Origin of the sequence: Providencia sp. 2024EL-00732, assembly GCF_044006275.1 — a bacterium.
Taxonomy (GTDB): Bacteria; Pseudomonadota; Gammaproteobacteria; order Enterobacterales; family Enterobacteriaceae; genus Providencia; species Providencia huashanensis.
Map to the genome: position 1 here is coordinate 188,809 of NZ_JBIPDG010000005.1, position 26,460 is coordinate 215,268.

Consider the following 26,460-nt stretch of genomic DNA (forward strand, 5'->3'; position numbering starts at 1 on the left):
CCCCCTTACGCTGCACTTTGAGATGCTAAAATTTCGAGCACTTCTTGAACATCTTGCGTTTCACATAAACGTTCAATAACACCCTCTTCATCAAGTGCGGAAGTGATTCGCGTGATCACTTCAATATGCTCATTATTTTGCGCGGCAATACCAATGACTAAACGAGCAACCTCATCAGGTTCTTCACCAAATTGGACCCCTTCAGGGTATTGGCAAATCACAATACCGGTTTTTAAAACACGATCTTTAGCTTCTATAGTGCCATGTGGCACCGCAATAGATTCACCAAGGTACGTTGAAGTTAATTTCTCTCTTGCTAACATGGCATCAATATAATCAGGCTCAACATATCCACCTTCAACTAACTTTTGCCCCGCAAAGCGAATGGCTTGCGTTTTATTTTCTGCTGTTAGGTTTAAATGAATATGTTTAGCACTTAAAGTAAATAAAGCATCTTCATGTTCAGCAATTTCATAAGATTCATCATTTGCTGCCATAATAGTCTGTTTAATTAAACGCCCATCATTGGCTGCCTTAGGATTTTTTTTAGCAATTAAATTCGTGACTAAATTATTATATGTTTGGCTATCTAAAAAGTTTGTTAAAGAAATGTGCATCGCATTGGGTGCAAATAATTTAGCCCTTTCTGTTAAGTCTTTATGAGTCACAACAATATCAACATTATCGGGTAAATCATTAATAGCCATATTCGTGACTGAGATATCCAATAAACCTGCATCCTGTACTTTTTTAGCTAATACACCAGCTCCCATAGCACTGGACCCCATCCCTGCATCACATGCTACGACGATATTACGCACTCCCATAAAATTAAGTGGTGCGTTTTGGTGACTAGAAACCTTTACTGGTGATTTTGATTGCGTTTTCATATCACGTATCTTTTTGGTTGCGTTATCAAGTTCATCTTCATCACCAACTCGGGTTCTTTTCAATAAAATGGCTGAAACTAGGAAAGAAACTACCGTAGCACTTGTAACCGATAGAATAACCCCAACTAATGATGATTTCGGTGTCATCAGTAGAACTGCAAATATAGACCCTGGTGAAGCAGGAGAAACTAAACCAGCATTAAAAAGGTTCATAACAAATACCCCTGTCATTCCACCTAGAATAACAGCAAGAATTAACCGAGGATTCATTAATACATATGGGAAGTAGATCTCATGAATTCCACCAAAAAAGTGGATTATTGCTGCCCCAGGTGCTGATTGTTTGGCATTTCCCTTACCAAAAAACATGTAAGCTAATAAAACACCTAGCCCGGGCCCTGGGTTTGCTTCAATTAAAAAGAAAATCGATGAGCCCGTTTCGGCCGCTTGTTGGATACCGAGCGGAGAGAAAATACCATGGTTGATTGCATTGTTTAGAAACAATATTTTTGCAGGCTCAACAAATATTGACGTAAGTGGTAGTAAATTGTTTTCTACCATTACATTCACACCCGCAGCTAATATTTTCGACAAACCAGCCACTAATGGGCCAATAGCAAGATAGGCTAATATAGCTAGCAACATACCGATGATGCCAGAGGAAAAGTTATTCACCAGCATTTCAAAACCTGTTTTGACTTTTCCATCAACCCAGCGGTCAAAACGCTTAATTGCGAAACCACCTAATGGCCCCGCAATCATTGCCCCCATGAACATTGGCATATCCGCCCCAACCACCACTCCCATGGTAGTGATTGCACCGACAATCCCACCCCGCTCACCACCCACTAAACGCCCCCCGGTATAACCGATTAAAAGTGGCAATAAATAAGTGATCATTGGGCCAACAAGTTGAGCTAGTGTTTCATTAGGCCACCAGCCTGTAGGGATAAATAACGCTGTAATTAAACCCCAAGCGATAAAAGCACCAATATTAGGCATAACCATATTACTCAGGAAACGCCCAAAATTCTGTACCTTTAATTTGATATTTGATGTTACCATGATAGAACCCCGTGGTACGAGAATGATAAGGTCATAACGTTATCGCCAAATAACGTCAGTGATTTTTTCAACACTTTCACTCTAGCATGCCGTTTATCAGATGCGTACCACGCGGGCCCTCTGTGACCCCGATCACGCTTATACCCCCACCTCCCCCACCTTTATAGTGATATTGATCACGCAAATCACATGTAGCTTAATTACACTGGCTATTTTTAACGCTAAAAACCGGAAATTTGTGACTCACATCACACAACAAGAAAGCGTGTTTATTTTAAATTAGTGATCACTATCACTAAATATAACTAGATTGTGGTACACCCATCATTTTTTCAATCTGATAACTCTCCAGTTTGTAATAAAATTACAAACTACTGTCCTTATTCCTTAGGCTAAAAATTAGCAATGAGCTAATAGGTACTAAAACTCATTTTCTATCAAAGTTTATTATCTCACCATAAACTCTAACAATAACTCTTACCACAAATATATTTCCATTATTTAACCCGTAAATTTCAATTATCAAATTATTTAAAATTCTATCGAAAAAATACATATATGAAACATATAAAATATTAAATTAAGTAAAAAAAAATGTGAGTTAACCCTAACTTAAATTAATGAAACCACTATTTATCATTGCAAATTTATTTTTTGTTTGTTAAAAATCTTAACGCCATTTATTAATCAGGTTTATATGGTCAAAAATATATCAATTTTGTTTTTTCTGATAATAATACATTATGAGGGATTAGACTTTGAGCACTGAGTTTTGTTTTACCCGCACCTGTTCAGAAAATAAATTAAGTCGTTTAAGTAATGAATTCCATATTACAAATATATCAACTGGCATTTTAATATCTAAAAATAACACTACCATCATTCAATATGAGACAGCTTATTACACTGCATATTTGTTCGGTAATATTTATAATATATCAGTGCTAAAATCAATTCTCGGTAAAATAGAAGGAAGTACTTGGGCACTTAACGAAATTGAAATACTTTGCTTATTAAGAGAAAAGCTAGGGGATACCGCTATTTATCTAGCTGAAGGAGATTTTTGTTTATTTATCGAATATCATAACGGTACGATTGAAGTGATTACCGAATCACGCGGCTTAAACCTTATTAATGTAGTAAAAGCTGAACAATTTTGGATTACTAATTGCTTAAAAATTGTAGGTAACTTAGAAGGAGAAAAAATTTTTGATTTTTCTCCTGAACATGAAATCATCGAAAATACATTCAAAACAGATACATTCTCGCCAATTAGAAATGTTATTCGGTTAAAACCAGGAACGATAAACACAATCACCCATGATGAACAAAATTACCCTTATATTGAAAGTAGACAACTTGCTACTCCAACAAATAAAAATATCATAACACTGAAAAAAGATGTTCTATACCATTTAATTGATATGGAAATGAGGTATTCCATCTCTAGACTTGTTGATAATAATGAATCTATTGGTATTCCACTATCTGGCGGGCTAGATTCTAGTCTTGTCACTGCTTTAGCCTGCCAATACTTTAAAAAAGTAAAAACTTGGTCTATTGGTAGCGAATTAAGTAATGAGTTTGAATTTGCTCAAATTGTTTCTAACGCCTTAGGAACGGAACATGAAGTTAAAATATTGAGTGACGATGAGATAATTAATGGTGTAATTAACGCTATTTATCATAATGAAATTTTTGATGGTTTATCATCAGAAATCCAATCAGGGTTATTTAACGTTTATAAATTGGCACAAGGTAAAGTTAACTCACTCTTAACTGGATATGGCTCCGATTTACTTTTTGGGGGAATATTAAACCCATTAAAAGATTATCAAAACCCCAATAATATCCTTGCTGAACAAGTTTATAGAACCAAATGGACGGGGGAATTCTCTACTCATGGAGCCAATAGTTATGGGCTAAACGTATATCATCCATTTTGGAATAACGGCCTAATATCCCTATGTGAAAATTTAAACCCTGATTTTAAAATCAGAGATCAGGAGGTTAAAAATATCCTCCGCGAATATACCGACAATCTGCATCTTATTCCAAAAGAAATTGTTTGGCGTAAAAAAATAGGTATTCACGAGGGCTCCTCTGTCAACCAATCCTTTGCCAATATCATTGGTACCAGCGCCACCAACTACCAAGCAAAAACTCGATTTAGCTATGCGGTTTATAAGGAGTTTTTGACTGGGAGACTCACCATTGATGAAGCCACGCCAACGAAACTACGTGAAATAATGAAGAGGATTTAAAGATGATTATTGAGCAAGATTTTGAATCGACTCGTTTATTAACATTGGATCATACAAATAAACATAATCCATTCAGTGAAGAGCTAGAAAATGCAATTAAACATGCGCTGGTTAAAGCCGAAGAAGATAGCCGCATTAAATCTATTGTCGTCTACGGTGGTGTAGGTCGCTCCTTCTCATCAGGAGGTGACTTCAATGAAGTCAAAGCACTTTCTGGAGGAGTTGAAGTCGAACGCTGGATAGACCGCGTAATCGATCTGTATCAAGCTGTTTTAAATGTTAGCAAACCAACAATTGCAGCTATTGATGGTTATGCCATCGGTATGGGGTTCCAGTTCGCAATGATGTTTGACTATCGTGTTATGTCTGACCAAGCGCAATTTATCATGCCGGAGTTAAAACATGGTATTGGCTGTTCTGTTGGTGCAGCAATACTTGAGTTTACACATGGTCACTCTTTGATGAAAAAAATTGTTTTTGAATGCGAAAAACTTTCCGCGACCCAATGTCATCAATATCACATTGCCAATCAAGTAACACCAAGCTCGCATCTTTTAAAAACTGCCTTATTGCAGGCTAATGCATTATCGAAATACCCATCAGCAGCTTTCGGCAATACTAAGAAATTGATGAATAAGAGCTTTATTAAAGTATTAGAAAAAACCAGAGAGCAATCTAAGTTAGTACATAAAAACGCCTTTGCTACGAAAGATGCTCAAGAACATTTCCAAAAAATACTCGGTAAAAACTATTAATTTATAAGGGATTTTATGAATAATAATCTGCAATGGTTACCTGCTATGCCAACTGGCTTCGGTGCAAAAATGTCGGCAAGTCATTTTATTAATTCGGATACCAACAGTATTAAACATCTGTTAATGCGCCAAGGCTTCTTAATTGTAAATAAACTGAATATCGATGCTAATGAATTTCGTGATATATATAGCAAATATGGCACGATTGTTGAGTATGCAGATGAAAAAATAGATGTCGGATTTGGCTACCGCGACACCCTAAAACTAGATGGTGAAAAAGGAAAAATAGTTACCGGTCGTGGGCAGTTACCCTTCCACGCTGACGGAGGCTTGTTACTCTCACAAGTAGATCAAGTATTCTTATATGCGGTAGAAATTAAAAATATGAAGTTTCGTGGCTCAACAACAATTTGTGATCACGTCCTTGCCTGCAATGAAATGCCGAACCATTTACGTCAAGTACTCGAAAATGAAACTTTCGAAGTCAGAGTATTGGAACATGGCTACTATGTTGATGTTTCACCTGCGGGATGGTTTAAAGTCCCTGTCTTTACCGATTTGGGATGGGTGAGAAAAATGCTAATTTACTTCCCATTTGATACCGACCAACCCGCTAGCTGGGAACCCCGAATCGTTGGGTTTACTAAGGATGAAACTCAAAGGTTTTTTACTGAGTTAAGCGCATTTATGAAGTTACCACGTTACTACTACAAGCACTATTGGGAAAATGGTGATTTGCTCATTATGGATAACCGAAGAGTTATTCATGAACGTGAAGAATTTAATGACGATAAAATTATTCGCCGCCTCTACCGTGGACAAACGGCAGATCTTTAAGTTTATTTAAACGCTAGCTAGGTGAATAACTGGCTAGCCAATATGGAAATTAATGAAATGAACTCAAAGACATTATCAATTTATTTTCGCTATACCACTACGACACTTTGCTTAAAATATATAGTAACACTACTTTTAACCTACAAAATAACTAAACGCCTTTCTATCTATATACTAAAGCTAATGGTCAAAAGAAATATAAAAATAATTACCAATAAATTAAATGGGATCTATTTTTGTGGTGAAACACTCGAGCAAGCCAAGGATGTCACTGGTATGTTAGCAAAAAACAATATATCAAGTGTCCTAGACTATGCTGTCGAAGGTGAAGAGGATGCTTCATTTTTTGATGAGGCCGTCAATTCTACACTTAGGTTAATCGAACTCGCCAGTAGTACTGGCCATATGCCCTACGTTGTAGTAAAACCATCATCGCTGGGGTCAATCACCGTATATCAGGCTAAAATTAAAAACGACCATGATTTTCTAATATATCAACCTGCTTGGGAAAAAGTACTCAGCAGATACAACCAAATTTTTGCTTATGCAAAACAAATGTCAGTATGTGTCATGATTGATGCTGAGCAATCATGGTTCCAACCTATTATCGATAAAATCGCTATAGAAAATATGCTCAAATACAATAAGGAAAAAGCTGTTATTACACTAACATTACAATGCTATAAAAAATCATCTTATGAGTTCATCCAACTAATGAATAAGTTGGCAATAAAACACAACATAAAAATAGGTATAAAATTGGTCCGTGGCGCCTATTTAGAAGAAGAACTCCAACGAAACGATTCTGCAAGCAACCATTTCTTCACCTCAAAACCGGCTACAGACGACAACTACAATGCTATCATTGAGTTTATTGCGATTAATATTGAAAATTTCACCCCCTTCTTTGCAACCCATAACAAAGCAAGTATCTCCAAAATATTAGAGAATACGCGGCTAACAAACCACCATTACTGGTTAGGGCAATTGTATGGCGTAGGCGATCACATTTCACTCAATGCCGTTAAACATGGCGCTAGAGTATGTAAGTATTTGCCATATGGGCCATTTGAAAAATCTTTACCTTACTTACTTAGACGAATAGAAGAAAATGCCGTGTCTATAACGACTTTTCGTCATGAAAATAAACTTATTCGAAAAGAAATAATATCCAGAATTGTAGGTAGAAACCATGAGTAAAGCACCTTATCACTTAATTATTGGTAATAATAACTTTACTATTATGCCTAATGAAACCATTCTAGAATGTGCTTATAAAAATGGAGTGAAAATAAAATATCATTGTGCTGCTGGGCATTGTGGTAAATGTAAAGTTAAATTAATTTCAGGTGAAGTAAAGCTTGATCATTCTGGTGGTATATCCAAAGAAGATATTGCCAACGGCTTTATTTTAACTTGTTGCTCCTTTGCAAAAGGTGATATTCAGATTTAACCGCGCTTGCTATTAAGTATTTTTTATTAAACTTTAAAGATAGGAATTTAAACATGAAATATTTTTTGCTTGCCTGTTGTCTAATTTTTTCAACCTTCAGCCAAGCTGCTAGCACAGATAAATATATGATGTTAATTCAGCAAGCTTTAGATAAGCAACCACCTTTATGTTTAGGGGAAACTCAATGGCCAGTATCTATGAATAAAGGAGGGTCGATGTGGGTAAATGCGCAAATGGAAGCACTCGTTGATGCAGGCCTAGCTAAATCGCAATGGATATCAAATCAAAAAATTTGGCAGCTAACCACGAAAGGACAAACTGAATTTAATAAGCATGGAGATTTCTGCTATGGTCGTGTACGCATTAACAAAATTGAGAATATCATTGATGATGGTAACGGTAAAACTTCTGTCATTTTCTACTATTATATAGACAAACTCCCTCTATGGGCTAAACATAAATCTATCAGAGTGGCACATACAGATTTAGACAACCTTGTTACCGGGGTTAATAACGCACGTTATCAAGCAGACTTTATGACTACCCCAGCAGGTTCAATAAAAGTTATAGGTGAGCCTTATCAATTAGATCTATTTTATTAGATCTACTCATACTATTCTAAAGTTTTCAAGAATAGCTAATTTCGTAAAAGTATTCACTTTTTAGTTTAAATATCTCTCAATAGAGTGCCCTTTAAATTAAACATATAGGATTTTAATACAGTATGAAATACTTGGCTTCACTAATTCTATTTATCTTACCAATCTGGAGTACCCATGCATCCTCCTCTTTATTCCAAGAAGTATATATTGACCAAGGAGATTATTACGTAGGTGCTGTTTTTGGTGATCATGATTATAAATCAAATTCAAATGTCAAGCTTAATGGCTATTTTATTATGAATACTGAAGTAACCTACAACCTTTACGATGAGGTTATTAATTGGGCACACGGACAAGGTTATAAGATAAATGAGGGTTGTAATGGTTCCTTTTATGATGACTGCCGTACATCTGACTTAAATAATAAAGAACATCCAATTACTAATATTGAATGGTCTGATGCGATTGTGTTTGCTAATGCATTGAGTGAAAAAATGGGGCTAGAACCTGCCTATATAATTGCAGATAATTCTATTTTGCGAGATAGCTCACAATATAGTTTTTCAATAAATAATAATGCCAATGGTTATAGATTACCAACAATTGCAGAGTGGATGGTCGCAGCGAGAGGAGGAAATAATGGCCTAATTGATGGTACATATGGGCATTATTATTCCGGAAGTAATAATGCAAAGGAAGTTGCCTGGTTTCCCGAACCTAATACAGAGCTATTCGGCACCAGTCCTGTTGGTAAATTAAAAGCGAATGCTCTAGGAATTTATGATATGAGTGGTAACGTATATGAATGGGTCTATGATAGCGAAACCGTGTTAGGCACAGAAATGTATTATTTCTGTGGTGGAAGCTATTTACAACCAGCAGGCTTATCAAGTTGTGATATTCACAGCGCGGGTTTTGTTATGCCCGACATTGGTTTTAGACTAGTTCGGAGTGCGACCAAATGAAACTTAAGAAACTCATCTATTTATTATTATTAGCTAGCTTTATGAGCAACAGTAGCACATTAGTCATGTTAAAAGATGGGCAAAATAATATAGACCTTAATAATAATGGTATTACTGACATCATTTTTTTAGCTAGCTTTGACAATAATACATCACACCCTAATCGCACTGCGACTATTTTTATGAAAGATAACAAAAAATGGTCAATCATTCCCACTCCAGATGATAATGGGTTTATTTGGAGCGATTTTAGCCTATCTGCATCTATGGTTAAAATCTCTGATTTTGAATTACATCAGTATAAAAACCATTATTATATGGTTAAAGGAACAAAATTTATAGATAATAACAACAGTGGAGATTTAAGTGATAATACTCAAATAAAATTTATTCGTTATAAAATAGCAAATAATGAGGTAGACCCTGGAGTCTCTAATTTATATTGGCAACCAACTGGCAGCTACATTACAACTGAGAAATACCTTAATGTAGATGATGCTTTCAAATTTTTAGATATGGCGCTATTTAAATAAGACCATCATATTACGGCGTACTTAAATTAATTATTTTCTGCGTCGTAATAGTTTTAGGCTGTAAGCTTAGCTTAACGCATATCGTGAGTATCATAATTTCACGATATCAATCATTTTATTATTGCTTACTGGTTAAAGTCCCCGAATCCTTATTACCCCTCTCTATAAAATCTGTCAAATATTATTGCGATTATCAAAAATGGTATTTAACTCACTTTATTATTAAGACACTATTTTGATTTACTACAAGGGGTTTCCGTGGAAAAACATTTCTAAAATTAATTAAAATATAAATGCAATGACTTTAACAATAATTTTTTTGTTTATATTGCCATCGGCTTTAGGAAACTCTCCGAGTTTAAAATATAGGTTTTTTAATTATTTTATAACTATTTGCCATTTAACGCTCCCCATCAAACTAAATGGCTATAGATGGGGAATGTTATCAACATATTCTAGGGTAGAATTGCAAAAGAGCGTACCGGAAAACCGCTTGCATTGTTTGGTTTAGCTACGATATTAAAAATAACAGCGCCCCGAGTAGGCACTTGGTCTAGGTTAGCCAGTAACTCAACTTGGTAAGTATCCTGTTCTAATACGTAATATTCCCCCAATAATGCATTATTTTTCCGAAAATCTTTCGCTGCGTCAGTGTCAAAGGTTTCATGACCAATCGCTTTAATGCCTCTCACTTCAAATAAAAACTTAAGTGCATCCATTCCCCAGCCAGGTATTTGGTTATTACCTTCTTCGTCTTTGTTATCCATAAGTTCTTGCGATGGCCATCGCTTGCTCCAATCTGTACGTAATGCAACAAAGCTGCCTGACTCAATTTGACCGTGTTGTTGTTCAAACGCTAAAACATCATCAAGATTAAATGCAAAATTTGGGTCTTTCTTTGCTCTTTGTGACTGATCAATTACGATTAAAGGTAAAACAAGCTCTTTCAATTCTAATTCGTGTAAGTAGCGCTTTCCTTCTACAAAGTGACATGGAGCATCAATATGTGTTCCATATTGCCCAGGGAAAGTAAATTGCTGTGCAAAAAAACCCTCAGGGTAGCCAAATAATGTTTTAAATTCAGCTGAATCAAACATAAAAAATGGGGTGAATCCTTATCAAAGCTATGAGTCAAATCAACCCATTTTTTTGCCTTTATCACATTAAATGCATTTATTAATTCATTATTCATATGTTCCCCTGCCTGATTGACTTTTTAAACTGAGTTAACTCTACGCGGTTCTTATCGTACTTTTGTTTCCTATTAAATATCTAAAAAACATAACGTTGTCTAGCAATTCAACACGAATAATTTTCATACTAAATCAGTAAAATAATATAAAAAAGCCACTAATAAGTGGCTAAAAGATGTTGAACAATAAATAAAATAGACTAGGTTTTTATTTTGGATACTTACTCCAGCTTTCTGGTTCAATAAAACCATCATAAATACGCTGTGAGCGAATATAATCTGCATATTCTTTTGATTCAAAAGCATCTTTTAAATCTTTAGCCCATTGAGAATCAAGGTTTTCCTGCATCACAGTAACAATAACACGGTGTTCCAAAGGTGAATCTTCTACCACCAATCCATCCGCTATTCTCTGCCCTGCACTCGCAACATAGTTTCCATTTACCACAACAAAATCAACATCATCTAATAAACGTAAACCTTGTGCTGCATCTGTTTCTCTAATATCAAGCTGATATTTCGCTGGTGAAATATCATTCACACTAAAACTTAACGTACTTACATCAGGTTTAATTTTAACCCAGCCCAGTTGCTCTAAAATCCTAGCCCCTCGTTCTGCATTAACAGGGTCGTTCGATAACGCAACAATCATGCCATCTCTGACTTCATCGAGTGATTTATGTTTATTTGACCGCAAACTTTGTGGTGCACTAGGAGAGTCGGTCAGCGCTACCATATTAATATTATTTTTTTTATTATAAGCATCCATATAAGCGCGACTTTGGTTAACAGATGCATCTATTGATCCCTCTTCAAAAGCAGGGTTTATTTGCCTATTTTGTGAAAACTGACGCAAATTAACGGTATAGCCTTTCTTTTCTAGAATAGGGACAATACCTTTCTCAACTTGGTCAATATAATTTCCCACGCCAAAGCCTATCGTAATGTGTTTTTTATTTGGATTATTTTTTTCATTATTATCACCACACCCAGCAAGTACGATTACCGCTGTAGCCATTAACGATAAATTTATTATTTTTTGTTTTAACATAGATAACAACCCTGTAAAGATATTTTGGGCAGTATAATCATAATTTGTAAGTTCTACTTAGATCATATCGTTATACCTTAATACAAAAGTAATATAACAATCTATTTTAATTCTTTTTAGCTATAAGGATATAACAAATAGATCGTTCGGTTAATGATGAGCTTGATATGTAATAAAGGAGATAAAAAAACGTTTAAAAAAAGTGAGTTACTTTATGACTGTTTTCAATGATGATTTAATTAATTACCTGACTGATTTAACACCAGACTCCAATTTAGCTAAAATTCGCGAAGAGCGCGCAGCAGCAACAGATAATACTCAAGCTTGTTTCAATGCTATTTTTTCTGTGCCATCTACTTTGCTTTCAAATGATGTGAAATATTATTTTGCTTATCAAGTCGCTGAACTAACGGGCAGCCCACGCCTTGCGAAATTCTATTTTAAGTTAGCTGGGTCTGTGCCAGAAATAACTCATTCCCTCCCTTTTCAGGCCGCTAAAGAATATCTACAAATATTAACTCAATCACCTAAAGAGACAAATTACCATTTAATTGAACCATTAATTGAACATGGTTGGGGCGAGCATGACATTATTTTACTGGCGCAGTTAGTGACTTATGTCACTTACCAAGCCCGCCTCATTGAGGGCATATTGTTACTTTCTGGTAATAGCGATAGTACAACTCACCCAAATAAAGTTGTGGCTGGTAAATGGAATCAACAACCAATAACTCAGCAAGGCCGGCCATCACCAACAGCTTTTACTCAAGACAATTTAGGTTGGGAACCATGGCTATCGGCAAGGCTGCCAGACTCTTTATCCGCCGAAGAAGCACAAACCATGAAAAAATTCGGCCAATTAAATTCAGAATATTTTTTACTACTTGCTCACCAAAGCAAAATTTTAGAATTACGCACATTAGTTGACCGCGGAGTATTTTACACAACGGATGGCCTTCCTCGTTGGGAGCGGGAATTTGCTGCCGCTGTTGTGAGTAAAGTCAATGGCTGCATTTACTGTGCTTCCGTTCATGCACGAAAAGCAAGCCAATATGCTAAGGCACGCCGTCCCGACGTTGAAAAACTATTATCGACAGCGCCAGGCTCAATACTTGCCGAAGGTTTTGATGAAAGATTAACCGCGATCACGGATTTAGCCGCATTTTTGTCTGCAACACCAATTCAAGCAGATACGCAGCAAATTGAAACCCTACGAAAACTCGGTTTATCCGAACTTGAATTGCTTGATCTGATTCAATCTAGTGCTTTCTTTTCGTGGGCAAACCGTCTCATGCTGTCCTTAGGTGAACCATTTGAAATTACAGAAGGTAAGGAGTAATTAAATGGCATTACCTATCGGCTTAGATGCATTAGAGGCACAAGTAAAACAAGATCTGCAATATCTAAATTTACCTATTAACTCCTGGTCGTTATCAGGAAATAATAAACATAAAACACAAGTTGATGTGGCTATTATTGGTGCTGGTATGTCAGGGATTACCGCGGCGTTTGCACTTAAGTTACAGGGTATTGAAGCTATCGTTTTTGATCAGGCTCCCATTAGAAAAGAAGGCCCATGGCAAACACCTGCGTTGATGGAAACACTACGCTCTCCAAAACATGTTGTTGGCCCAGCCTTAGCTTCTCCATCTTTAACCTTTCAAGCTTGGTTTAAAGCGCAATTCGGTGTCCAAAAATGGGAAGAACTCGATAAGATCCCTCGTTTACAATGGGGGGAATATCTACAATGGTTTAGAACCATGACAGAACCTTATGTCCTAAATCAGTATCAATTAATTGATATTTTACCAACTAATGATTACCGCGAATTAATATTTGATACGCCTGAGGGCAAAGTCACTTATCAAGCGTTACATGTCATCTTGGCGACAGGAATGGAATCATTTAGCGAAGCTAATATCCCCAGTTTTATGGATAATATTCCTACCGCTTATTGGGAGCATTCATACGCAGGCTCCGATTATCGCCGTTTTAAGGGGCTAGATATTGGTGTTGTCGGCTATAGCGCAGGCGCAATGGACAGCTCTGCGACCGCATTGGAAAATGGCGCTAACTCGGTCGAGATTTTAATTCGAGCAAGTGATATGCCACGCGTAAACCGAGGTAAAGTAGCTGGTAGTCCAGGTTTTACTAACGCCTATAGCTATTTTACCGATGCACAAAAATGGCACTATGCTGACTATGTCGCTAAAGCAAAAACGCCCGCTCCACATGGTAGTACACTACGCGTATCTCGCCATAAAAATGCTTATTTCAACTTTAATACTGAAGTTAACTTTGTTGAGTTGAATAATAAAAAGTTAGATATCACCACAACGAGTGGCAAATACACCGTAGATTATCTAATTTTAGCAACTGGCTATCGTATAAATTGGTCTAAAAATAGCGCTTTCAACCGACTCACTCCTCTGATTAAAACATGGGGAGATGTTTTCATTCCCCCTGCTAATGAGCAAAATTCAGAGTTAGCATCACACCCTTATTTAGGCAATCACTTTGAATTAGTCGCTAAAAATAGTAATGATAACCATAAAATCAATCAGTTATATTGCTTTAATTTATCAGCGTCACTCAGTATGGGACCTGTTATTGGTTTAATTCCTGGTACTAATGTCGGCGCTGAGCGATTGGCTGGGCATATTGCCGCAAAATTATATCTTGCGCATCGCGAACAACATCTTGAATTAGTCAAAATGAGCCAAGAGGCTGAATTATTAGGTGATGAATGGCGAGCTTCCTCTCCTCAATCAGAGCGTATACAACTAACTGATAATGTGGAGTAAATTATGATTACCTTTCAAGATGTACAGAAGATATATGAAAAAGATGGGCAATCTTTAGTTGCATTGCAAGGTATTAATTTGCATATCAATCAAGGGGACATCTTTGGTTTTATTGGTTATAGCGGCGCAGGTAAAAGCTCCCTTATCCGCTTAGTTAATCAATTAGAAAAACCTACTAATGGCGCCATCATTATTAATGAGCAAAATATTGCGCACCATACCCCTGCTGAGATACGTGCGCATAAAAAAAGTATTGGTATGATTTTTCAGCATTTCAATTTATTAGAAACTAAAACTGTCGCACAAAATATTGCTATGCCTCTGTTACTCTCAGGCGTCGATAAACAAGAAATCAATCGTCGAATTGATAATATTCTTGAATTTGTAGAGCTTAGCGATAAGAAAAACCAATACCCGGGGCAGTTATCTGGCGGGCAAAAACAACGCGTTGGTATTGCCCGAGCACTCATCAATAACCCACAAATCTTATTATGTGATGAAGCGACCTCAGCACTCGACCCACAAACAACCCGTTCAATTCTTCAATTACTAAAGAAAATTAACCAAGAGCAAAATATTACAATTTTGCTTGTCACCCATGAAATGGAGGTTATCGAACAAGTTTGTAACCGCGTTGCGGTTATGGAATCAGGCAAAATTGTCGAAGAAGGTACAGTGCTCGATATTTTTGCAAACCCACAACATCTGACAACACAAAAATTTGTTGGAACCGTTTTGAATCAGGAGATCCCCGAACGTGTTCTCCATAATTTAGAACATCAACAAGATGTCTACCGATTAGAGTTTTTAGGGGCTTCCGCTCAAGAGCCTGTTGTGAATGAGTTGATACTGAAAAATATCGTCAAAATCAATATCCTGTTTGCCAACATGAAAGAAATCAGCGGTGTAGTACTAGGGAGTATGTTTGTACAAATTATTGGTGACAAAGAAAAAATCAATGACGCAATTTTGTTTCTTCGTCATCGAGGGGTCGCAGTCAATAAGGGGGCATTATGACACCATTATTCGAAACAGCTTTAACAAGTAAACAGTTTCTACTCGCCATGTCCGAAACATTTACTATGGTCAGTGTTGCCCTCATTTTAGGAGCCGTATTCGGTATTTTGTTAGGAATATTGCTCGTAGTGACTCGGCCTGGAGGTATTTGGGAAAATAAATCCATTTATCGGATTGTAAACCCAATTATCAATGTCATTCGCTCATTACCTTTTATTATTTTATTGGTCGCAATGATCCCATTAACGCGTTTTATGGTAGGCACATCAATAGGGACAACAGCAGCAATAGTACCTTTAGTCATTTTTATCGCCCCCTATACCGCTCGCTTAGTCGAAAATTCATTGCTAAGTGTACATTCAGGAATTATTGAAGCAGCAGACTCTATGGGAGCAACTAATTGGCAAATTGTTTGGCATTTTATTTTACCTGAAGCAAAATCATCGCTGATCCTTAGTCTAACAGCTGCAAGCATTACTTTAGTTGGAGCAACTGCAATGGCAGGGGCCGTCGGTGGCGGTGGTGTGGGTGACTTAGCGCTAAATTATGGTTATCAAAGATTTGATAATGTAGCAATGGCCATAACGGTTGTTACATTGATAATCATTGTACAAAGTATGCAATTTATTGGTGATTATTTAGCTAAAAAAGCACGATATCATTAACTATAGATAATACAGATAACACTGGAAGCAAGTATATATTACCGGTCAGTTAGTAATTAACTCATCCAGCATTATCTATGAATCAGTGTTATTTATTATTTATCTATTATTAAGTTAAATAGTTTAGTCCCGTATTTATATAATAATAAAATAAAAGCCCAACTCGGGCTTTTATTTTTAATATCATTCGATATGAGAGATAAATAATATAATTATACTCTTTTTGAAATACGCACATCAGTGCATTAATTTATGTTCTTAATTGAAACAATTAAGAATAAAAATTAAATTAAGTTTCATTTTGAGACAAAATAATTATTTGTATCATACAAGAGTATAGATTGAATCATCAAATCCTTTTGTGTCCCTTCTCTCATCTATATGTTCGTCATCTTGTAGTATTTCACTAAAGAATTCACCCATATTGACGTCTAATATTTTTAGTACGCGAACAAGACAATCTATGTCAATACGATTAACGCCACGCTCGTAACGAAATAATTGCTGCTCACTGATATCTATCTCTTTGGCTAACTGAAAAACCGTATAACCTTGAGCTTTTCTTAGTGCTTTAATTTTTTGTCCAACTGCACAAGCGACAGGATATTTTGTATTCATAAACATTCTCGCTTCAATTTATATTAATGAAATAAAAGTCTGCAGATAGTTAACTGCATTTTTTATTTTTATCTTTATTTAATTTGTGTAACTTTGATAAAGCTAAAGACGACTCAGCCAATATCGGAAAGAATGATATACTAGCCTTCTAATTACTTTCAACTAGTCTTAAAATGACATTGCAACTATGTAACAAATCATTTCACACTCTTAAAGTAACAATAAAATATTGTAATATCAATCAATTATAATGATCAGGACTCGTCGGTTTATGCCTATCCCCTTCAGTCACTTGGCTGATATCAGAATATTAATCTAAAAAAAACCCTTCACACCGATGTATAACCTGAAAATAAAGGAAATAAACAGAATAATTTAACACTGTAACATTATTAATGATATTAAAGTAGTACAGGCACTTGGAAGTGAAAATATGAGCATATTTGCTAGTTTTATGTAAAAAATAGTAAAAACAATAAATTTTACCTCTAAAACTATTTGGTAATATTAAACATCAATGAGTTACAAAAAGCACCATTCTGTTACAATTAACCAAAATGCTAAATTTTTAAAGCAGCAAGGTAAATATCTACCAAATCATAACTATCAAGATAACAAAACCTTAACGTTAAAAAAGTTTATTATTCACTTTACTTGATGAACATCACAAAATTATGAATAAATAATGCTAATTGATAATCTAAATTTAATATTGTTATTTTTATCGTCTCAAGAGCATGGTTGGAATTAAATATCAAAAAATAACACTCAAACAGAGTTTAACTTCAGATGATAATATCATTGCATTATTGCATAATTAAGACAGATAGTGAAACTCGATATCCCACCTTATGTTACTACAATACTATTATTTTAATTAACCAATGCTTATTTAAGCCTATCAGATTATCTATCATTATTGCCAACCTCTCCAGATAAAAAATACAATTATGACTTTACATCAAATGGTTATGTAATTTTTAAGATATTGTCTCTAACCATGCAAAAATACTGTTTCAATGTTCACCTACATTTCAACAAGTTTATCTTATGTATGGTGAATAAACATTGCAGATGCCGGTTTTATTCCATAACCGCTATCTTCAAGATCAAAGTACTGCTTAGCGACTGAGTATTTACGGGGCGGTGAATTGGCTTGAATTGCTGTTGAGATGGTGGGTCGTGCAGGATTTAAATTCTACGAATTTAGCCTACGGCCTGAACCTACAACCAGCTTGCCGAGGTATGAATTGGCGACTGAGTATTTACGGGGCGGTGAATTGGCTTGAATTGCTGTTAAGATGGTGGGTCGTGCAGGATTTAAATTCTACGAATTTAGCCTGCGGCCTGAACCTGCAACCAGCTTGCCGAGGTATGAATTGGCGACTGAGTATTTACGGGGCGGTGAATTGGCTTGCGCTGCTGTTGAGATGGTGGGTCGTGCAGGATTCGAACCTGCGACCAATTGATTAAAAGTCAACTGCTCTACCGACTGAGCTAACGACCCATCTGAATTGCTTGAATTGTTTGTTTCTTTTAGATGGTGGGTCGTGCAGGATTCGAACCTGCGACCAATTGATTAAAAGTCAACTGCTCTACCGACTGAGCTAACGACCCATCTGAACTGCTTGAATTGTTTGTTTCTTTTAGATGGTGGGTCGTGCAGGATTCGAACCTGCGACCAATTGATTAAAAGTCAACTGCTCTACCGACTGAGCTAACGACCCATCTAATTTCGTATTTTTAATGCGAGTAACAAATGAAGTGGTGGGCGATAGCGGGCTCGAACCACTGACCCCCTCCTTGTAAGGGAGGTGCTCTACCAACTGAGCTAATCGCCCACTTCATGACTTATTCCACATTTTCATAAATAATTGGTGGGCGATAGCGGGCTCGAACCACTGACCCCCTCCTTGTAAGGGAGGTGCTCTACCAACTGAGCTAATCGCCCAATTATTTATTTTCATCGTCAACGGTGGTGGGCGATAGCGGGCTCGAACCACTGACCCCCTCCTTGTAAGGGAGGTGCTCTACCAACTGAGCTAATCGCCCCGTCGTCGATGGAGGTGCATTATAGGGATACTGAGTTCTGAGTCAACGATTTTTCAATAGATTTTTTTCGTTCGTTGCAAAAATAATCAAGATGTTTCAATATTCGCCATAAAAGCTGCCTTTTTAATCAATTACCTATATATTTCACCCTTATTTTATCGCTCAAAAAAGTGAAAATTGTTTTCCTCCACATTTATTTTTATTTTTATCGGCAAAATAATCATTTTCTTTCCTTCTATTTTGATAACTTGATTGAGGAATCACTACAGGATGATAGAATAGAGTCACATTTTAGCAATGCTTATAAATATCACTAGCCAGAACGTCCTGCACAAACCCTATTTAATGATGTCTTGTTTCAGTTCTTCGATTGGCTAGCGAGCAAATAAGCAATTCAAAAACAATGTTTTGCAATTAAGGCAATCTCGATGAGTAAAATCAAAACCCGTTTTGCACCTAGCCCAACTGGCTATTTACACGTTGGTGGTGCTCGTACTGCTCTGTATTCCTGGTTATTTAGTCGCCACAATCAGGGCGAATTTGTCCTGCGTATTGAAGACACCGACTTAGAACGCTCAACTCAGGAAGCTATCGATGCCATTATGGACGGTATGAACTGGTTGAATTTAAATTGGGATGAGGGTCCTTATTATCAAACTAAGCGTTTCGACCGATACAATGCTGTCATTGACCAAATGTTAGATGCAGGTACTGCATATCGCTGTTACTGCTCAAAAGAGCGTTTAGAAGCGTTACGTGAACAGCAAATGGCAAACAATGAAAAACCTCGCTATGACGGTTGCTGCCGTGATCACGCTCATAACCACACTCCTGATGAACCTCACGTTGTTCGTTTCCGTAACCCACAAGAGGGTTCTGTAATTTTTGATGATAGGATTCGTGGGCCAATTGAATTTAGCAACCAAGAACTCGATGATTTAATCATTCGCCGTACAGATGGTTCACCAACTTATAACTTCTGTGTAGTTATTGATGACTGGGATATGGAAATCACTCACGTGATCCGCGGTGAAGACCATATCAATAACACGCCTCGCCAAATCAACATCCTAAAAGCATTAGGTGCACCAGTTCCAGAATATGCACACGTTTCAATGATTTTAGGTGATGACGGTAAAAAATTATCAAAACGCCATGGTGCAGTAAGTGTTATGCAATATCGTGATGATGGTTATTTACCTCAAGCACTATTAAATTACTTAGTTCGCCTAGGTTGGTCCCATGGGGATCAAGAAATTTTTACTGTTGATGAAATGAAAGAGTATTTTACTCTAGATGCGATCAGCAAATCAGCAAGTGCGTTTAATACAGATAAACTGCTGTGGTTAAACCATCACTATATCAACACACTACCTGCTGAAGAAGTAGCGACTTACCTTGCATGGCATATTGAACAGCAAAATATCGACACGAGTACAGGTCCTCAGTTAGTTGATTTAATTAAGCTATTGGGTGAACGTTGCAAGACCCTAAAAGAAATAGCCGAATCTTGTCATTATTTCTATCAAGATTTTGAAGAGTTTGATGCCGATGCGGCGAAAAAACACCTACGCCCTGTCGCTCGTCAACCATTAGAAGTAGTTAAAGACAAACTGGCTGCAATCACCGACTGGAATGCTGAAAATGTCCATAAAGCGATTGAAGCTACCGCTGAGCAACTTGAAGTCGGTATGGGGAAAGTGGGAATGCCTTTACGTGTCGCTGTAACAGGTGCAGGCCAATCACCAGGCCTTGATGTTACTGTTCATGCAATTGGCCAAGCACGCTCTATCGCTCGTATTGACAAAGCACTCTCCTTTATTAGTGAACGCGAAGCAAGCGCACAATAATAAAAACTAAAGTTTAAAAGCTCCATGTTATTTATTAGGCATGGGGCTTTTATTTAGATATGTATTCATGTCATATAAAAAATGACTTAACCCACCCATACCAATCAATTTAATCTAGGTGCTCTACCATTACGCTCAAAGCTCTTAAATAAAAAATTAGCCTAGCGGAAATAAGGAAAAGCCGCCTATCTCATCAAGCGCTTTAAATCATAACTGCAACCTAACCGTGCCAATTAGCCACTTCAATCATTTGAATTAACTGATGTTTGCTTTATATTTAAGCAGTCAGTGTCAAAACACCATTATTTGATTGACACTCCCCCTAGCCTTGAATATCATCCCAACGTCCAAAAGAATTGTATTTGGGGCTATAGCTCAGCTGGGAGAGCGCTTGCATGGCATGCAAGAGGTCAGCGGTTCGATCCCGCTTAGCTCCACCATCTAATTCCCTGTTAGGTGGCATTAATACAACATCAAAATTATTCTATTGGGGCTATAGCTCAGCTGGGAGAGCGCTTGCATGGCATGCAAGAGGTCAGCGGTTCGATCCCGCTTAGCTCCACCAATAATTTCCTCTGATTACTCGTTTCTTCTTACTAACATCGCTTGTTTTTTCATTAATGTCGTAAAACATCAATTTACTTTTTACCTCATTTGCACTCCACTATATTTAATACTTACTACATTATTGTGCTGTATAACCGCCATCAATAGGAATAAATGCGCCTGTCATAAAGCTGCTTTCATCTGATAATAAAAAGGCGACCACATTAGCAATTTCTTCCCTTGTCGCCATCCTACCCATTGGGTGTGTTGAAGACATCCATTCCTGAGTTGCTTGCGGTAACCTCTCAATATTAGGCGTTTGTACATAACCTGGGCCAACAGCATTAATACGAATACCTTTTTGCGCATTCTCTAACGCCACAGAGCGCGTAAGCCCTAACACTGCATGTTTTGCCGCCGTATAAGGTGCAATCCCTGCGATCCCTGTCACCCCATTACAAGCAGATAAATTGACAATCGCTCCGCCTCCACTACGCAAAATACTAGGGATGCTATATTTTAAACCATGGAACGTCCCCGTGATATCTGTTGCAACCACATCATGCCAAGCCTTTAATGGGTAATCCTCTACATTGACACCATGTGGGCCAGTGATACCCGCATTATTCACCAGATAATGCAAAGCACCGTACTGCTGCTCAATTTTTTCAATCGTTGCTTTGAAATCTTGCGCATTTGCAACATCCATTTTGATAGTGCTGATGCGTTGACCCGTTGGATCTATTTCTTTCGCAGCTTGTGTTAATGTAAGCTGATTGCGCCCTGTTATAACAACAGTCGCTCCGAGGAAATGTAATTTCTGAGCAATACCAAAGCCAACGCCTGTTGATGCGCCCGTAATAAGCGCTATTCGGTCGTTAAATTTCCCCATGATGCACCTCAATTATGATTAACCAAAGTTAACTATAAACAATTAACTTTAGTTAATCAATGTATCGTTTTATCTAAAAAGTCAATGTATACTTGAGTGATTGAATATTAAGGAACATTTTTTATGTCAGATGCTCTTGAAGATGCGCTTTCATTATTACAATGTACATTAGTGGCTCGCAGAGCGAGTTTTACCCCCGAGCAAATAACTTGGGGCCAATATGATGTACTAGAAATATTAAGGCTTAAAGGTGATTTGACGCCGAGCCAATTAAGCCAATCCCTTGGACTTTCCCGCCAAAATTTATCGAAATTTCTTCGAGTCCTAAAATCCTATGATTTTGTTGAACAGTATCAATCTGAAGAAGATAAGCGGGAACTGATCACCCACTTAACAAGAAAAGGGCATGATTTCTTACAACGTGCAGCCACTGGCCGTGCTGAAAATGCCTTAAAGGTTAAAACAGTATTAACTCAACAAGAGCAAGAACTGTTTATTAATTTGAGTAAGAAAATTACTGATTCCCTAAGCCACAAATAGCCTTAGCTGCTTAACTGCGTTTAAGTGGCTTCACAAGGCCTTCAAGCCCTTCAATTTTTAACCCTAAGGTCATTTCCATTAATTGCCCTAAACGCCCCGCAGGGAACTCTCCTTTCTTATAGAACCAAAGTAAATATTCCTCTGGCAAATCTATTAGCACACGCCCCTTGTACTTACCAAACGGCATATAGGTATTTGCTATGTCGATGAGATCTTGTTTTTCCATTTGTTCTCTTACATTTTTAGTGTTGTGTCTTTGACTGCGTTTTATCTGTTCTTTTAACAGTTTTCTTTTTTATATGAAAGCAAAACGGCGCTCATTTGAACGCCGTTTTGCCAATTTAACACTTTTTTATTGATTACAAAACTAAGCCAACAACAGCTGCCGATAGGAAGCTCACTAATGTTGAACCGTATAATAGTTTCAAACCAAAGCGTGCTACTGTATTACCTTGTTTTTCATCTAACCCTTTAATTGCACCAGCAATAATACCGATAGATGAAAAGTTAGCAAAAGAGACTAAGAACACCGATAAGATACCGACAGAACGTTCTGATAAGCCACCAGCAATCGCTTGTAAGCCATCCATTGCGACAAACTCATTCGTGACCATCTTAACTGCCATGATGCCGCCAACTTGTAAAGCTTCATCCGCAGGAATACCAAGGACCCAAGCAAATGGATAAAACACGTAACCTAACATCGTTTGGAAATCAACGCCGAATACTGCAGAGAAAATACCATTAACCATCGCAATTAGGGCAATAAAACCAATCAACATAGCTGATACTATAATTGCGACTTTAAACCCAGCAAGGATATATTCGCCTAACATTTCAAAAAAGCTTTGCCCTTCATGCAAATTGCTCATTTGGATGTCTTCTTCACCTTCTGGTGGGTACGGGTTAATTAATGATAAAACAACGAAAGTACCAAACATATTAAGCACTAATGCCGCGACCACAAAGCGAGGTTCCAACATGGTCATATAAGCACCAACGATAGACATTGATACAGTAGACATTGCGGTTGCCGCCATGGTGTACATTCTGCGCTCTGACATTCTATTGAGTTGGTCTTTATACGCGATAAAGTTCTCTGACTGCCCTAACAATAATGAGCTTACTGCGTTAAATGACTCTAATTTCCCCATACCGTTCACTTTCGATAATACAGTACCGATAATGCGGATCACGATAGGTAAAATTTTGACGTGTTGTAAAATACCAATTAATGCAGAAATAAAGATGATTGGACACAAGACTTGTAAGAAAAAGAACGCTAAATTGCCCTCAATCATGCCGCCAAAAATAAATTTCGTCCCTTCCGCTGCATAGCCTAGCAAGTGAGTAAACACCCCTGCTACACCCATTACAAAAGATTCGCCGATATTAGATTTTAAGAAAAGGTAAGCCAACGCAATTTGAATAACAAGGAGTTGAATAACATAGCGGGGGCGAATCGCGCTACGGTTACTACTTGCTAAAATTGCAAGAGCAGCAATTACTACTAAGGATAAAACGAAATGCAGGATCGAGGTCATATGCGACTCCAACAAATTTAAGAATCAGTCTATGTGCATATTCTATGTAATAGACAACATTTAAATGAGACGGTGGTCACATTAATATGAAAGCTTACTAGGTGTATTTTGCAAAAAGAAGAAGGCGGTCACGTTTCAACTATAACAAAACCCTGTAATCACTTTTTTTGCACAGAAATCTTAATGAAAATTTAAGTTAAGGCTTACAACGACCTAAGTATTATTTTGTTGCTTACCACCTTGTAAGCAACAAAATTAGATTGAATATAGTTCACCATTAAATATTCAGCAAACGTATTAACTCATTTTCATCTATAACCTGAATACCCAATTCATTCGCTTTCACTAATTTAGAACCTGCCGCTTCCCCTGCAATCACCATATCCGTTTTCTTAGAAACACTTCCAGCCACCTTTGCACCTAAAGCGACCAGCTTGTCTTTTGCTTCATCGCGGGTTAATACACTCATTGACCCAGTTAATACCACTGTTTTGCCAGCAAATGGACTATCAATTTCAGCACTGTTCACGACCTTCACTTCTGGCCAGTGAATATTAGCCTTAGTAATCAGGTCGTTAATAACGGCTTGGTTATGTTCTTCGCGGAAGAAATTCACGACATGTTTCGCCACCACATGACCGATATCTTGAACAGTTTTCAGTGACTCTTCGTCTGCACACATTACCGCTTCTAATGTTGCATAATGCGCTGCAAGATTAGCCGCAGTAGCTTCTCCAACTTCGCGAATACCTAATGCATAAATAAAACGTGCCAGTGTTGTTTGTTTCGATTTTTCTAGTGCAGTGACTAAGTTTTGAGCTGATTTAGGCCCCATACGGTCTAAACCAGTTAAAATACCTGCACTCAATTGATAAAGGTCAGCTGGCGTTTTGACATATTCTTTTTCAACCAGTTGATCGATAATTTTATCCCCCATGCCATCAACATCCATGGCACGACGAGAAACAAAGTGTTTTAAAGCCTCTTTGCGCTGTGCGCCACAAATCAACCCCCCAGTACAACGCGCTACGGCTTCGCCTTCAATGCGTTCAATATCAGAGCCACAAACAGGGCAATGGGTTGGAAACACGATTTCACGGCTATTAACAGGACGTTTTTCAACCACGACACTGACAATTTGCGGGATCACATCCCCTGCACGGCGGATAATAACGGTATCACCAATGTGAACCCCAAGACGTTCAATTTCATCGGCATTATGTAGCGTCGCATTGCTCACGATCACCCCGGCAACTTGCACAGGTTCAAGACGCGCAACGGGCGTAATAGCCCCAGTACGCCCGACTTGGAACTCAACGTCTTTCAATTGAGTTATTTGTTCCTGAGCTGGAAATTTAAATGCCGTAGCCCAACGTGGCGCTCGTGAAACAAAGCCTAATTCCTCTTGAATAGCAATTGAGTTGACCTTGATAACAACGCCATCGATGTCAAAACCAAGGCTTGGTCGAGCTTGTTCTATTTCGCGATAAAAATCTAATACAGCTTGCGAGCCAACACACAATTGAACATAGTCACTAACAGGCAAACCCCACGCTTTAAACTGCATCAAACGCCCATAATGGGTATCAGGTAATGTTTCTCCCTCAACAACCCCAACACCATAGCAATAGAAAGTTAATGGCCTTTTCGCTGTAATGCGTGGGTCAAGTTGACGTAAAGAGCCCGCTGCGGCATTACGCGGATTTGCGAATACTTTGCCATCTGTCCTACGCGCTTCTTCATTCAATGCTTCAAACCCTTTTTGTGGCATAAAGACTTCACCACGGATCTCCACTCGATCTGGGATATTATCCCCAGTCAAACGCAAGGGGATAGCTCGGATGGTCCGTACGTTGGCAGTAATATTTTCACCAACCGTCCCATCTCCACGCGTCGCAGCCTGTACTAGCTCACCATTTTCATACAATAAACTAACTGCTAGCCCATCAAGCTTTAATTCGCAACAGAATGTAAGCTCTTCATGGTTTTTTAAGCGGTCTCTAACACGTTTATCAAAAGCTAAATAACTCGCTTCATCAAAAACATTATCTAATGACAGCATTGGAATTTCATGGCGAACCGTTTCAAACGCCGATAAAGGCGCAGCACCAACCCGCTGAGTTGGCGAATCACTCGTAATAAGCTCTGGATGTGCCTCTTCTATACTTTTCAGACGTTGCATAAGTTTATCGTATTCAACATCTGGAATTTCGGGTGCGTCTAATACATGGTACTGATATTCATGATGACGTAACTGTTTTTTTAATTGGTCTATTTCTTGCTTGGTAGTCATGATCACACTCATTAAAGATAAAAAACCCCCAG

At 37.6% G+C, this 26,460-nt stretch carries 21 protein-coding genes, 8 tRNA genes and 1 pseudogene; 16 read left to right on the forward strand and 14 right to left on the reverse strand.

The features are described 5' to 3' along the window. Positions 1-5 precede the first annotated feature (5 nt). A complete protein-coding gene (locus ACHB7C_RS10880; RefSeq protein ID WP_198860747.1) occupies positions 6-1,955 on the reverse strand; it encodes a PTS mannitol transporter subunit IICBA in 1,950 nt (649 codons plus the stop codon). A gap of 758 nt (positions 1,956-2,713) precedes the next feature. On the opposite strand from ACHB7C_RS10880, the gene ACHB7C_RS10885 reads away from it, so the two are divergent. The 8 genes from ACHB7C_RS10885 (at position 2,714) to ACHB7C_RS10920 (ending at position 9,364) form a co-directional block, all read left to right on the forward strand. Next, positions 2,714-4,219 (forward strand): asparagine synthetase B family protein, encoded by a 1,506-nt coding sequence (locus tag ACHB7C_RS10885; RefSeq protein ID WP_272656421.1) that lies wholly within the window; start codon positions 2,714-2,716, stop codon positions 4,217-4,219. Positions 4,220-4,221: 2 nt separating this feature from the next. Then, positions 4,222-4,974 (forward strand): enoyl-CoA hydratase/isomerase family protein, encoded by a 753-nt coding sequence (locus ACHB7C_RS10890; protein WP_129466113.1) that lies wholly within the window; start codon positions 4,222-4,224, stop codon positions 4,972-4,974. 15 nt (positions 4,975-4,989) lie between these two features. Beyond that, the gene (locus ACHB7C_RS10895) at positions 4,990-5,811 is read left to right on the forward strand and encodes a TauD/TfdA family dioxygenase (RefSeq protein WP_048607560.1); all 822 of its coding nucleotides are present in this window, start codon (positions 4,990-4,992) and stop codon (positions 5,809-5,811) included. Positions 5,812-5,853: 42 nt separating this feature from the next. Continuing rightward, complete coding sequence (locus ACHB7C_RS10900; RefSeq protein WP_210856117.1) at positions 5,854-7,011, forward strand: proline dehydrogenase family protein; 1,158 nt, start codon at positions 5,854-5,856, stop codon at positions 7,009-7,011. Continuing rightward, positions 7,004-7,264, forward strand: a complete 261-nt coding sequence (locus tag ACHB7C_RS10905) for a 2Fe-2S iron-sulfur cluster binding domain-containing protein (protein WP_042844563.1) — start codon at positions 7,004-7,006, stop codon at positions 7,262-7,264. Before ACHB7C_RS10900 ends, ACHB7C_RS10905 begins: the two co-directional genes overlap by 8 nt. A 53-nt stretch (positions 7,265-7,317) precedes the next feature. Next, positions 7,318-7,866, forward strand: coding sequence for a CpmK protein (locus ACHB7C_RS10910; protein WP_210856118.1), 549 nt, complete (start codon positions 7,318-7,320; stop codon positions 7,864-7,866). A 122-nt stretch (positions 7,867-7,988) separates the two neighbouring features. Next, positions 7,989-8,831: an SUMF1/EgtB/PvdO family nonheme iron enzyme gene (locus tag ACHB7C_RS10915; protein ID WP_210787217.1), complete on the forward strand. Its 843-nt coding sequence runs from the start codon at positions 7,989-7,991 to the stop codon at positions 8,829-8,831. Further along, on the forward strand, positions 8,828-9,364 hold the full coding sequence (locus ACHB7C_RS10920) for a hypothetical protein (RefSeq protein ID WP_048607569.1): 537 nt from the start codon (positions 8,828-8,830) through the stop codon (positions 9,362-9,364). The genes ACHB7C_RS10915 and ACHB7C_RS10920 overlap by 4 nt, the downstream gene beginning before the upstream one ends. A 455-nt stretch (positions 9,365-9,819) precedes the next feature. On the opposite strand, the pseudogene ACHB7C_RS10925 reads toward ACHB7C_RS10920, so the two are convergent. Beyond that, positions 9,820-10,556: pseudogene (locus tag ACHB7C_RS10925) on the reverse strand (cyclase family protein). Positions 10,557-10,764: 208 nt separating this feature from the next. Beyond that, complete coding sequence (locus ACHB7C_RS10930; RefSeq protein ID WP_048607571.1) at positions 10,765-11,607, reverse strand: MetQ/NlpA family ABC transporter substrate-binding protein; 843 nt, start codon at positions 11,605-11,607, stop codon at positions 10,765-10,767. A gap of 214 nt (positions 11,608-11,821) precedes the next feature. On the opposite strand from ACHB7C_RS10930, the gene ACHB7C_RS10935 reads away from it, so the two are divergent. Genes ACHB7C_RS10935 through ACHB7C_RS10950 form a run of 4 tightly spaced genes read left to right on the forward strand, consistent with a single transcriptional unit; the run spans position 11,822 to position 16,093 of the window. After that, positions 11,822-12,946: an alkylhydroperoxidase domain protein gene (locus tag ACHB7C_RS10935; protein ID WP_166685209.1), complete on the forward strand. Its 1,125-nt coding sequence runs from the start codon at positions 11,822-11,824 to the stop codon at positions 12,944-12,946. Positions 12,947-12,950: 4 nt separating this feature from the next. Further along, positions 12,951-14,411: an FAD/NAD(P)-binding protein gene (locus tag ACHB7C_RS10940; RefSeq protein WP_166685210.1), complete on the forward strand. Its 1,461-nt coding sequence runs from the start codon at positions 12,951-12,953 to the stop codon at positions 14,409-14,411. Between the two features lie 3 nt (positions 14,412-14,414). Beyond that, positions 14,415-15,428: a methionine ABC transporter ATP-binding protein gene (locus ACHB7C_RS10945; protein WP_048607576.1), complete on the forward strand. Its 1,014-nt coding sequence runs from the start codon at positions 14,415-14,417 to the stop codon at positions 15,426-15,428. Continuing rightward, positions 15,425-16,093: a methionine ABC transporter permease gene (locus ACHB7C_RS10950; RefSeq protein WP_042844584.1), complete on the forward strand. Its 669-nt coding sequence runs from the start codon at positions 15,425-15,427 to the stop codon at positions 16,091-16,093. The genes ACHB7C_RS10945 and ACHB7C_RS10950 overlap by 4 nt, the downstream gene beginning before the upstream one ends. Positions 16,094-16,417: 324 nt before the next feature. On the opposite strand, the gene ACHB7C_RS10955 is transcribed toward ACHB7C_RS10950, so the two are convergent. The 7 genes from ACHB7C_RS10955 to ACHB7C_RS10985 all read right to left on the reverse strand — a co-directional run bounded on the left by ACHB7C_RS10955 (position 16,418) and on the right by ACHB7C_RS10985 (position 18,763). Next, a complete protein-coding gene (locus tag ACHB7C_RS10955) occupies positions 16,418-16,711 on the reverse strand; it encodes a helix-turn-helix domain-containing protein (RefSeq protein WP_042844586.1) in 294 nt (97 codons plus the stop codon). A gap of 1,431 nt (positions 16,712-18,142) precedes the next feature. Beyond that, positions 18,143-18,218 (reverse strand) — tRNA-Lys (locus tag ACHB7C_RS10960). A gap of 34 nt (positions 18,219-18,252) precedes the next feature. Then, positions 18,253-18,328: transfer RNA gene (locus ACHB7C_RS10965), tRNA-Lys, on the reverse strand. 34 nt (positions 18,329-18,362) lie between these two features. After that, positions 18,363-18,438: transfer RNA gene (locus tag ACHB7C_RS10970), tRNA-Lys, on the reverse strand. Positions 18,439-18,476: 38 nt separating this feature from the next. Beyond that, positions 18,477-18,552 (reverse strand) — tRNA-Val (locus ACHB7C_RS10975). A 34-nt stretch (positions 18,553-18,586) separates the two neighbouring features. Continuing rightward, positions 18,587-18,662: transfer RNA gene (locus ACHB7C_RS10980), tRNA-Val, on the reverse strand. A 25-nt stretch (positions 18,663-18,687) separates the two neighbouring features. After that, a tRNA-Val gene (locus ACHB7C_RS10985) sits at positions 18,688-18,763 on the reverse strand. A 428-nt stretch (positions 18,764-19,191) separates the two neighbouring features. On the opposite strand from ACHB7C_RS10985, the gene gltX reads away from it, so the two are divergent. The 3 genes from gltX (at position 19,192) to ACHB7C_RS11000 (ending at position 21,178) form a co-directional block, all read left to right on the forward strand. Then, a complete protein-coding gene (gltX, locus tag ACHB7C_RS10990; protein ID WP_166686145.1) occupies positions 19,192-20,613 on the forward strand; it encodes a glutamate--tRNA ligase in 1,422 nt (473 codons plus the stop codon). Between the two features lie 364 nt (positions 20,614-20,977). Continuing rightward, a tRNA-Ala gene (locus ACHB7C_RS10995) sits at positions 20,978-21,053 on the forward strand. Positions 21,054-21,102: 49 nt separating this feature from the next. Next, positions 21,103-21,178 (forward strand) — tRNA-Ala (locus ACHB7C_RS11000). A 120-nt stretch (positions 21,179-21,298) separates the two neighbouring features. Here the strand turns inward: ACHB7C_RS11000 and ACHB7C_RS11005 are convergent. Continuing rightward, a complete protein-coding gene (locus ACHB7C_RS11005) occupies positions 21,299-22,051 on the reverse strand; it encodes an SDR family NAD(P)-dependent oxidoreductase (protein WP_210831736.1) in 753 nt (250 codons plus the stop codon). 123 nt (positions 22,052-22,174) lie between these two features. On the opposite strand from ACHB7C_RS11005, the gene ACHB7C_RS11010 reads away from it, so the two are divergent. Next, the gene (locus ACHB7C_RS11010; protein WP_042844593.1) at positions 22,175-22,591 is read left to right on the forward strand and encodes a MarR family winged helix-turn-helix transcriptional regulator; all 417 of its coding nucleotides are present in this window, start codon (positions 22,175-22,177) and stop codon (positions 22,589-22,591) included. A gap of 10 nt (positions 22,592-22,601) precedes the next feature. Here ACHB7C_RS11010 and ACHB7C_RS11015 read toward each other — a convergent pair whose 3' ends face one another. The 3 genes from ACHB7C_RS11015 to ligA all read right to left on the reverse strand — a co-directional run bounded on the left by ACHB7C_RS11015 (position 22,602) and on the right by ligA (position 26,428). Then, on the reverse strand, positions 22,602-22,817 hold the full coding sequence (locus ACHB7C_RS11015) for a DUF3820 family protein (RefSeq protein ID WP_042844595.1): 216 nt from the start codon (positions 22,815-22,817) through the stop codon (positions 22,602-22,604). A gap of 133 nt (positions 22,818-22,950) precedes the next feature. Next, a complete protein-coding gene (locus ACHB7C_RS11020; RefSeq protein ID WP_042844596.1) occupies positions 22,951-24,135 on the reverse strand; it encodes a NupC/NupG family nucleoside CNT transporter in 1,185 nt (394 codons plus the stop codon). 277 nt (positions 24,136-24,412) lie between these two features. Further along, entirely contained in the window at positions 24,413-26,428 is a 2,016-nt protein-coding gene (ligA, locus tag ACHB7C_RS11025) for an NAD-dependent DNA ligase LigA (protein WP_048607826.1), read from the reverse strand. Positions 26,429-26,460 lie beyond the last annotated feature (32 nt).

Bases quoted from the DNA above. Each gene is read 5' to 3' on its own strand.
- ACHB7C_RS10880 (WP_198860747.1), bottom strand. From the start codon at position 1,955: ATGGTAACATCAAATATCAAATTAAAGGTACAGAATTTTGGGCGTTTC.
- ACHB7C_RS10890 (WP_129466113.1), top strand. From the start codon at position 4,222: ATGATTATTGAGCAAGATTTTGAATCGACTCGTTTATTAACATTGGAT.
- ACHB7C_RS10895 (WP_048607560.1), top strand. From the start codon at position 4,990: ATGAATAATAATCTGCAATGGTTACCTGCTATGCCAACTGGCTTCGGT.
- ACHB7C_RS10900 (WP_210856117.1), top strand. From the start codon at position 5,854: ATGGAAATTAATGAAATGAACTCAAAGACATTATCAATTTATTTTCGC.
- ACHB7C_RS10905 (WP_042844563.1), top strand. From the start codon at position 7,004: ATGAGTAAAGCACCTTATCACTTAATTATTGGTAATAATAACTTTACT.
- ACHB7C_RS10910 (WP_210856118.1), top strand. From the start codon at position 7,318: ATGAAATATTTTTTGCTTGCCTGTTGTCTAATTTTTTCAACCTTCAGC.
- ACHB7C_RS10915 (WP_210787217.1), top strand. From the start codon at position 7,989: ATGAAATACTTGGCTTCACTAATTCTATTTATCTTACCAATCTGGAGT.
- ACHB7C_RS10920 (WP_048607569.1), top strand. From the start codon at position 8,828: ATGAAACTTAAGAAACTCATCTATTTATTATTATTAGCTAGCTTTATG.
- ACHB7C_RS10930 (WP_048607571.1), bottom strand. From the start codon at position 11,607: ATGTTAAAACAAAAAATAATAAATTTATCGTTAATGGCTACAGCGGTA.
- ACHB7C_RS10935 (WP_166685209.1), top strand. From the start codon at position 11,822: ATGACTGTTTTCAATGATGATTTAATTAATTACCTGACTGATTTAACA.
- ACHB7C_RS10940 (WP_166685210.1), top strand. From the start codon at position 12,951: ATGGCATTACCTATCGGCTTAGATGCATTAGAGGCACAAGTAAAACAA.
- ACHB7C_RS10945 (WP_048607576.1), top strand. From the start codon at position 14,415: ATGATTACCTTTCAAGATGTACAGAAGATATATGAAAAAGATGGGCAA.
- ACHB7C_RS10950 (WP_042844584.1), top strand. From the start codon at position 15,425: ATGACACCATTATTCGAAACAGCTTTAACAAGTAAACAGTTTCTACTC.
- ACHB7C_RS10955 (WP_042844586.1), bottom strand. From the start codon at position 16,711: ATGAATACAAAATATCCTGTCGCTTGTGCAGTTGGACAAAAAATTAAA.
- gltX (WP_166686145.1), top strand. From the start codon at position 19,192: ATGAGTAAAATCAAAACCCGTTTTGCACCTAGCCCAACTGGCTATTTA.
- ACHB7C_RS11005 (WP_210831736.1), bottom strand. From the start codon at position 22,051: ATGGGGAAATTTAACGACCGAATAGCGCTTATTACGGGCGCATCAACA.
- ACHB7C_RS11010 (WP_042844593.1), top strand. From the start codon at position 22,175: ATGTCAGATGCTCTTGAAGATGCGCTTTCATTATTACAATGTACATTA.
- ACHB7C_RS11015 (WP_042844595.1), bottom strand. From the start codon at position 22,817: ATGGAAAAACAAGATCTCATCGACATAGCAAATACCTATATGCCGTTT.
- ACHB7C_RS11020 (WP_042844596.1), bottom strand. From the start codon at position 24,135: ATGACCTCGATCCTGCATTTCGTTTTATCCTTAGTAGTAATTGCTGCT.
- ligA (WP_048607826.1), bottom strand. From the start codon at position 26,428: ATGACTACCAAGCAAGAAATAGACCAATTAAAAAAACAGTTACGTCAT.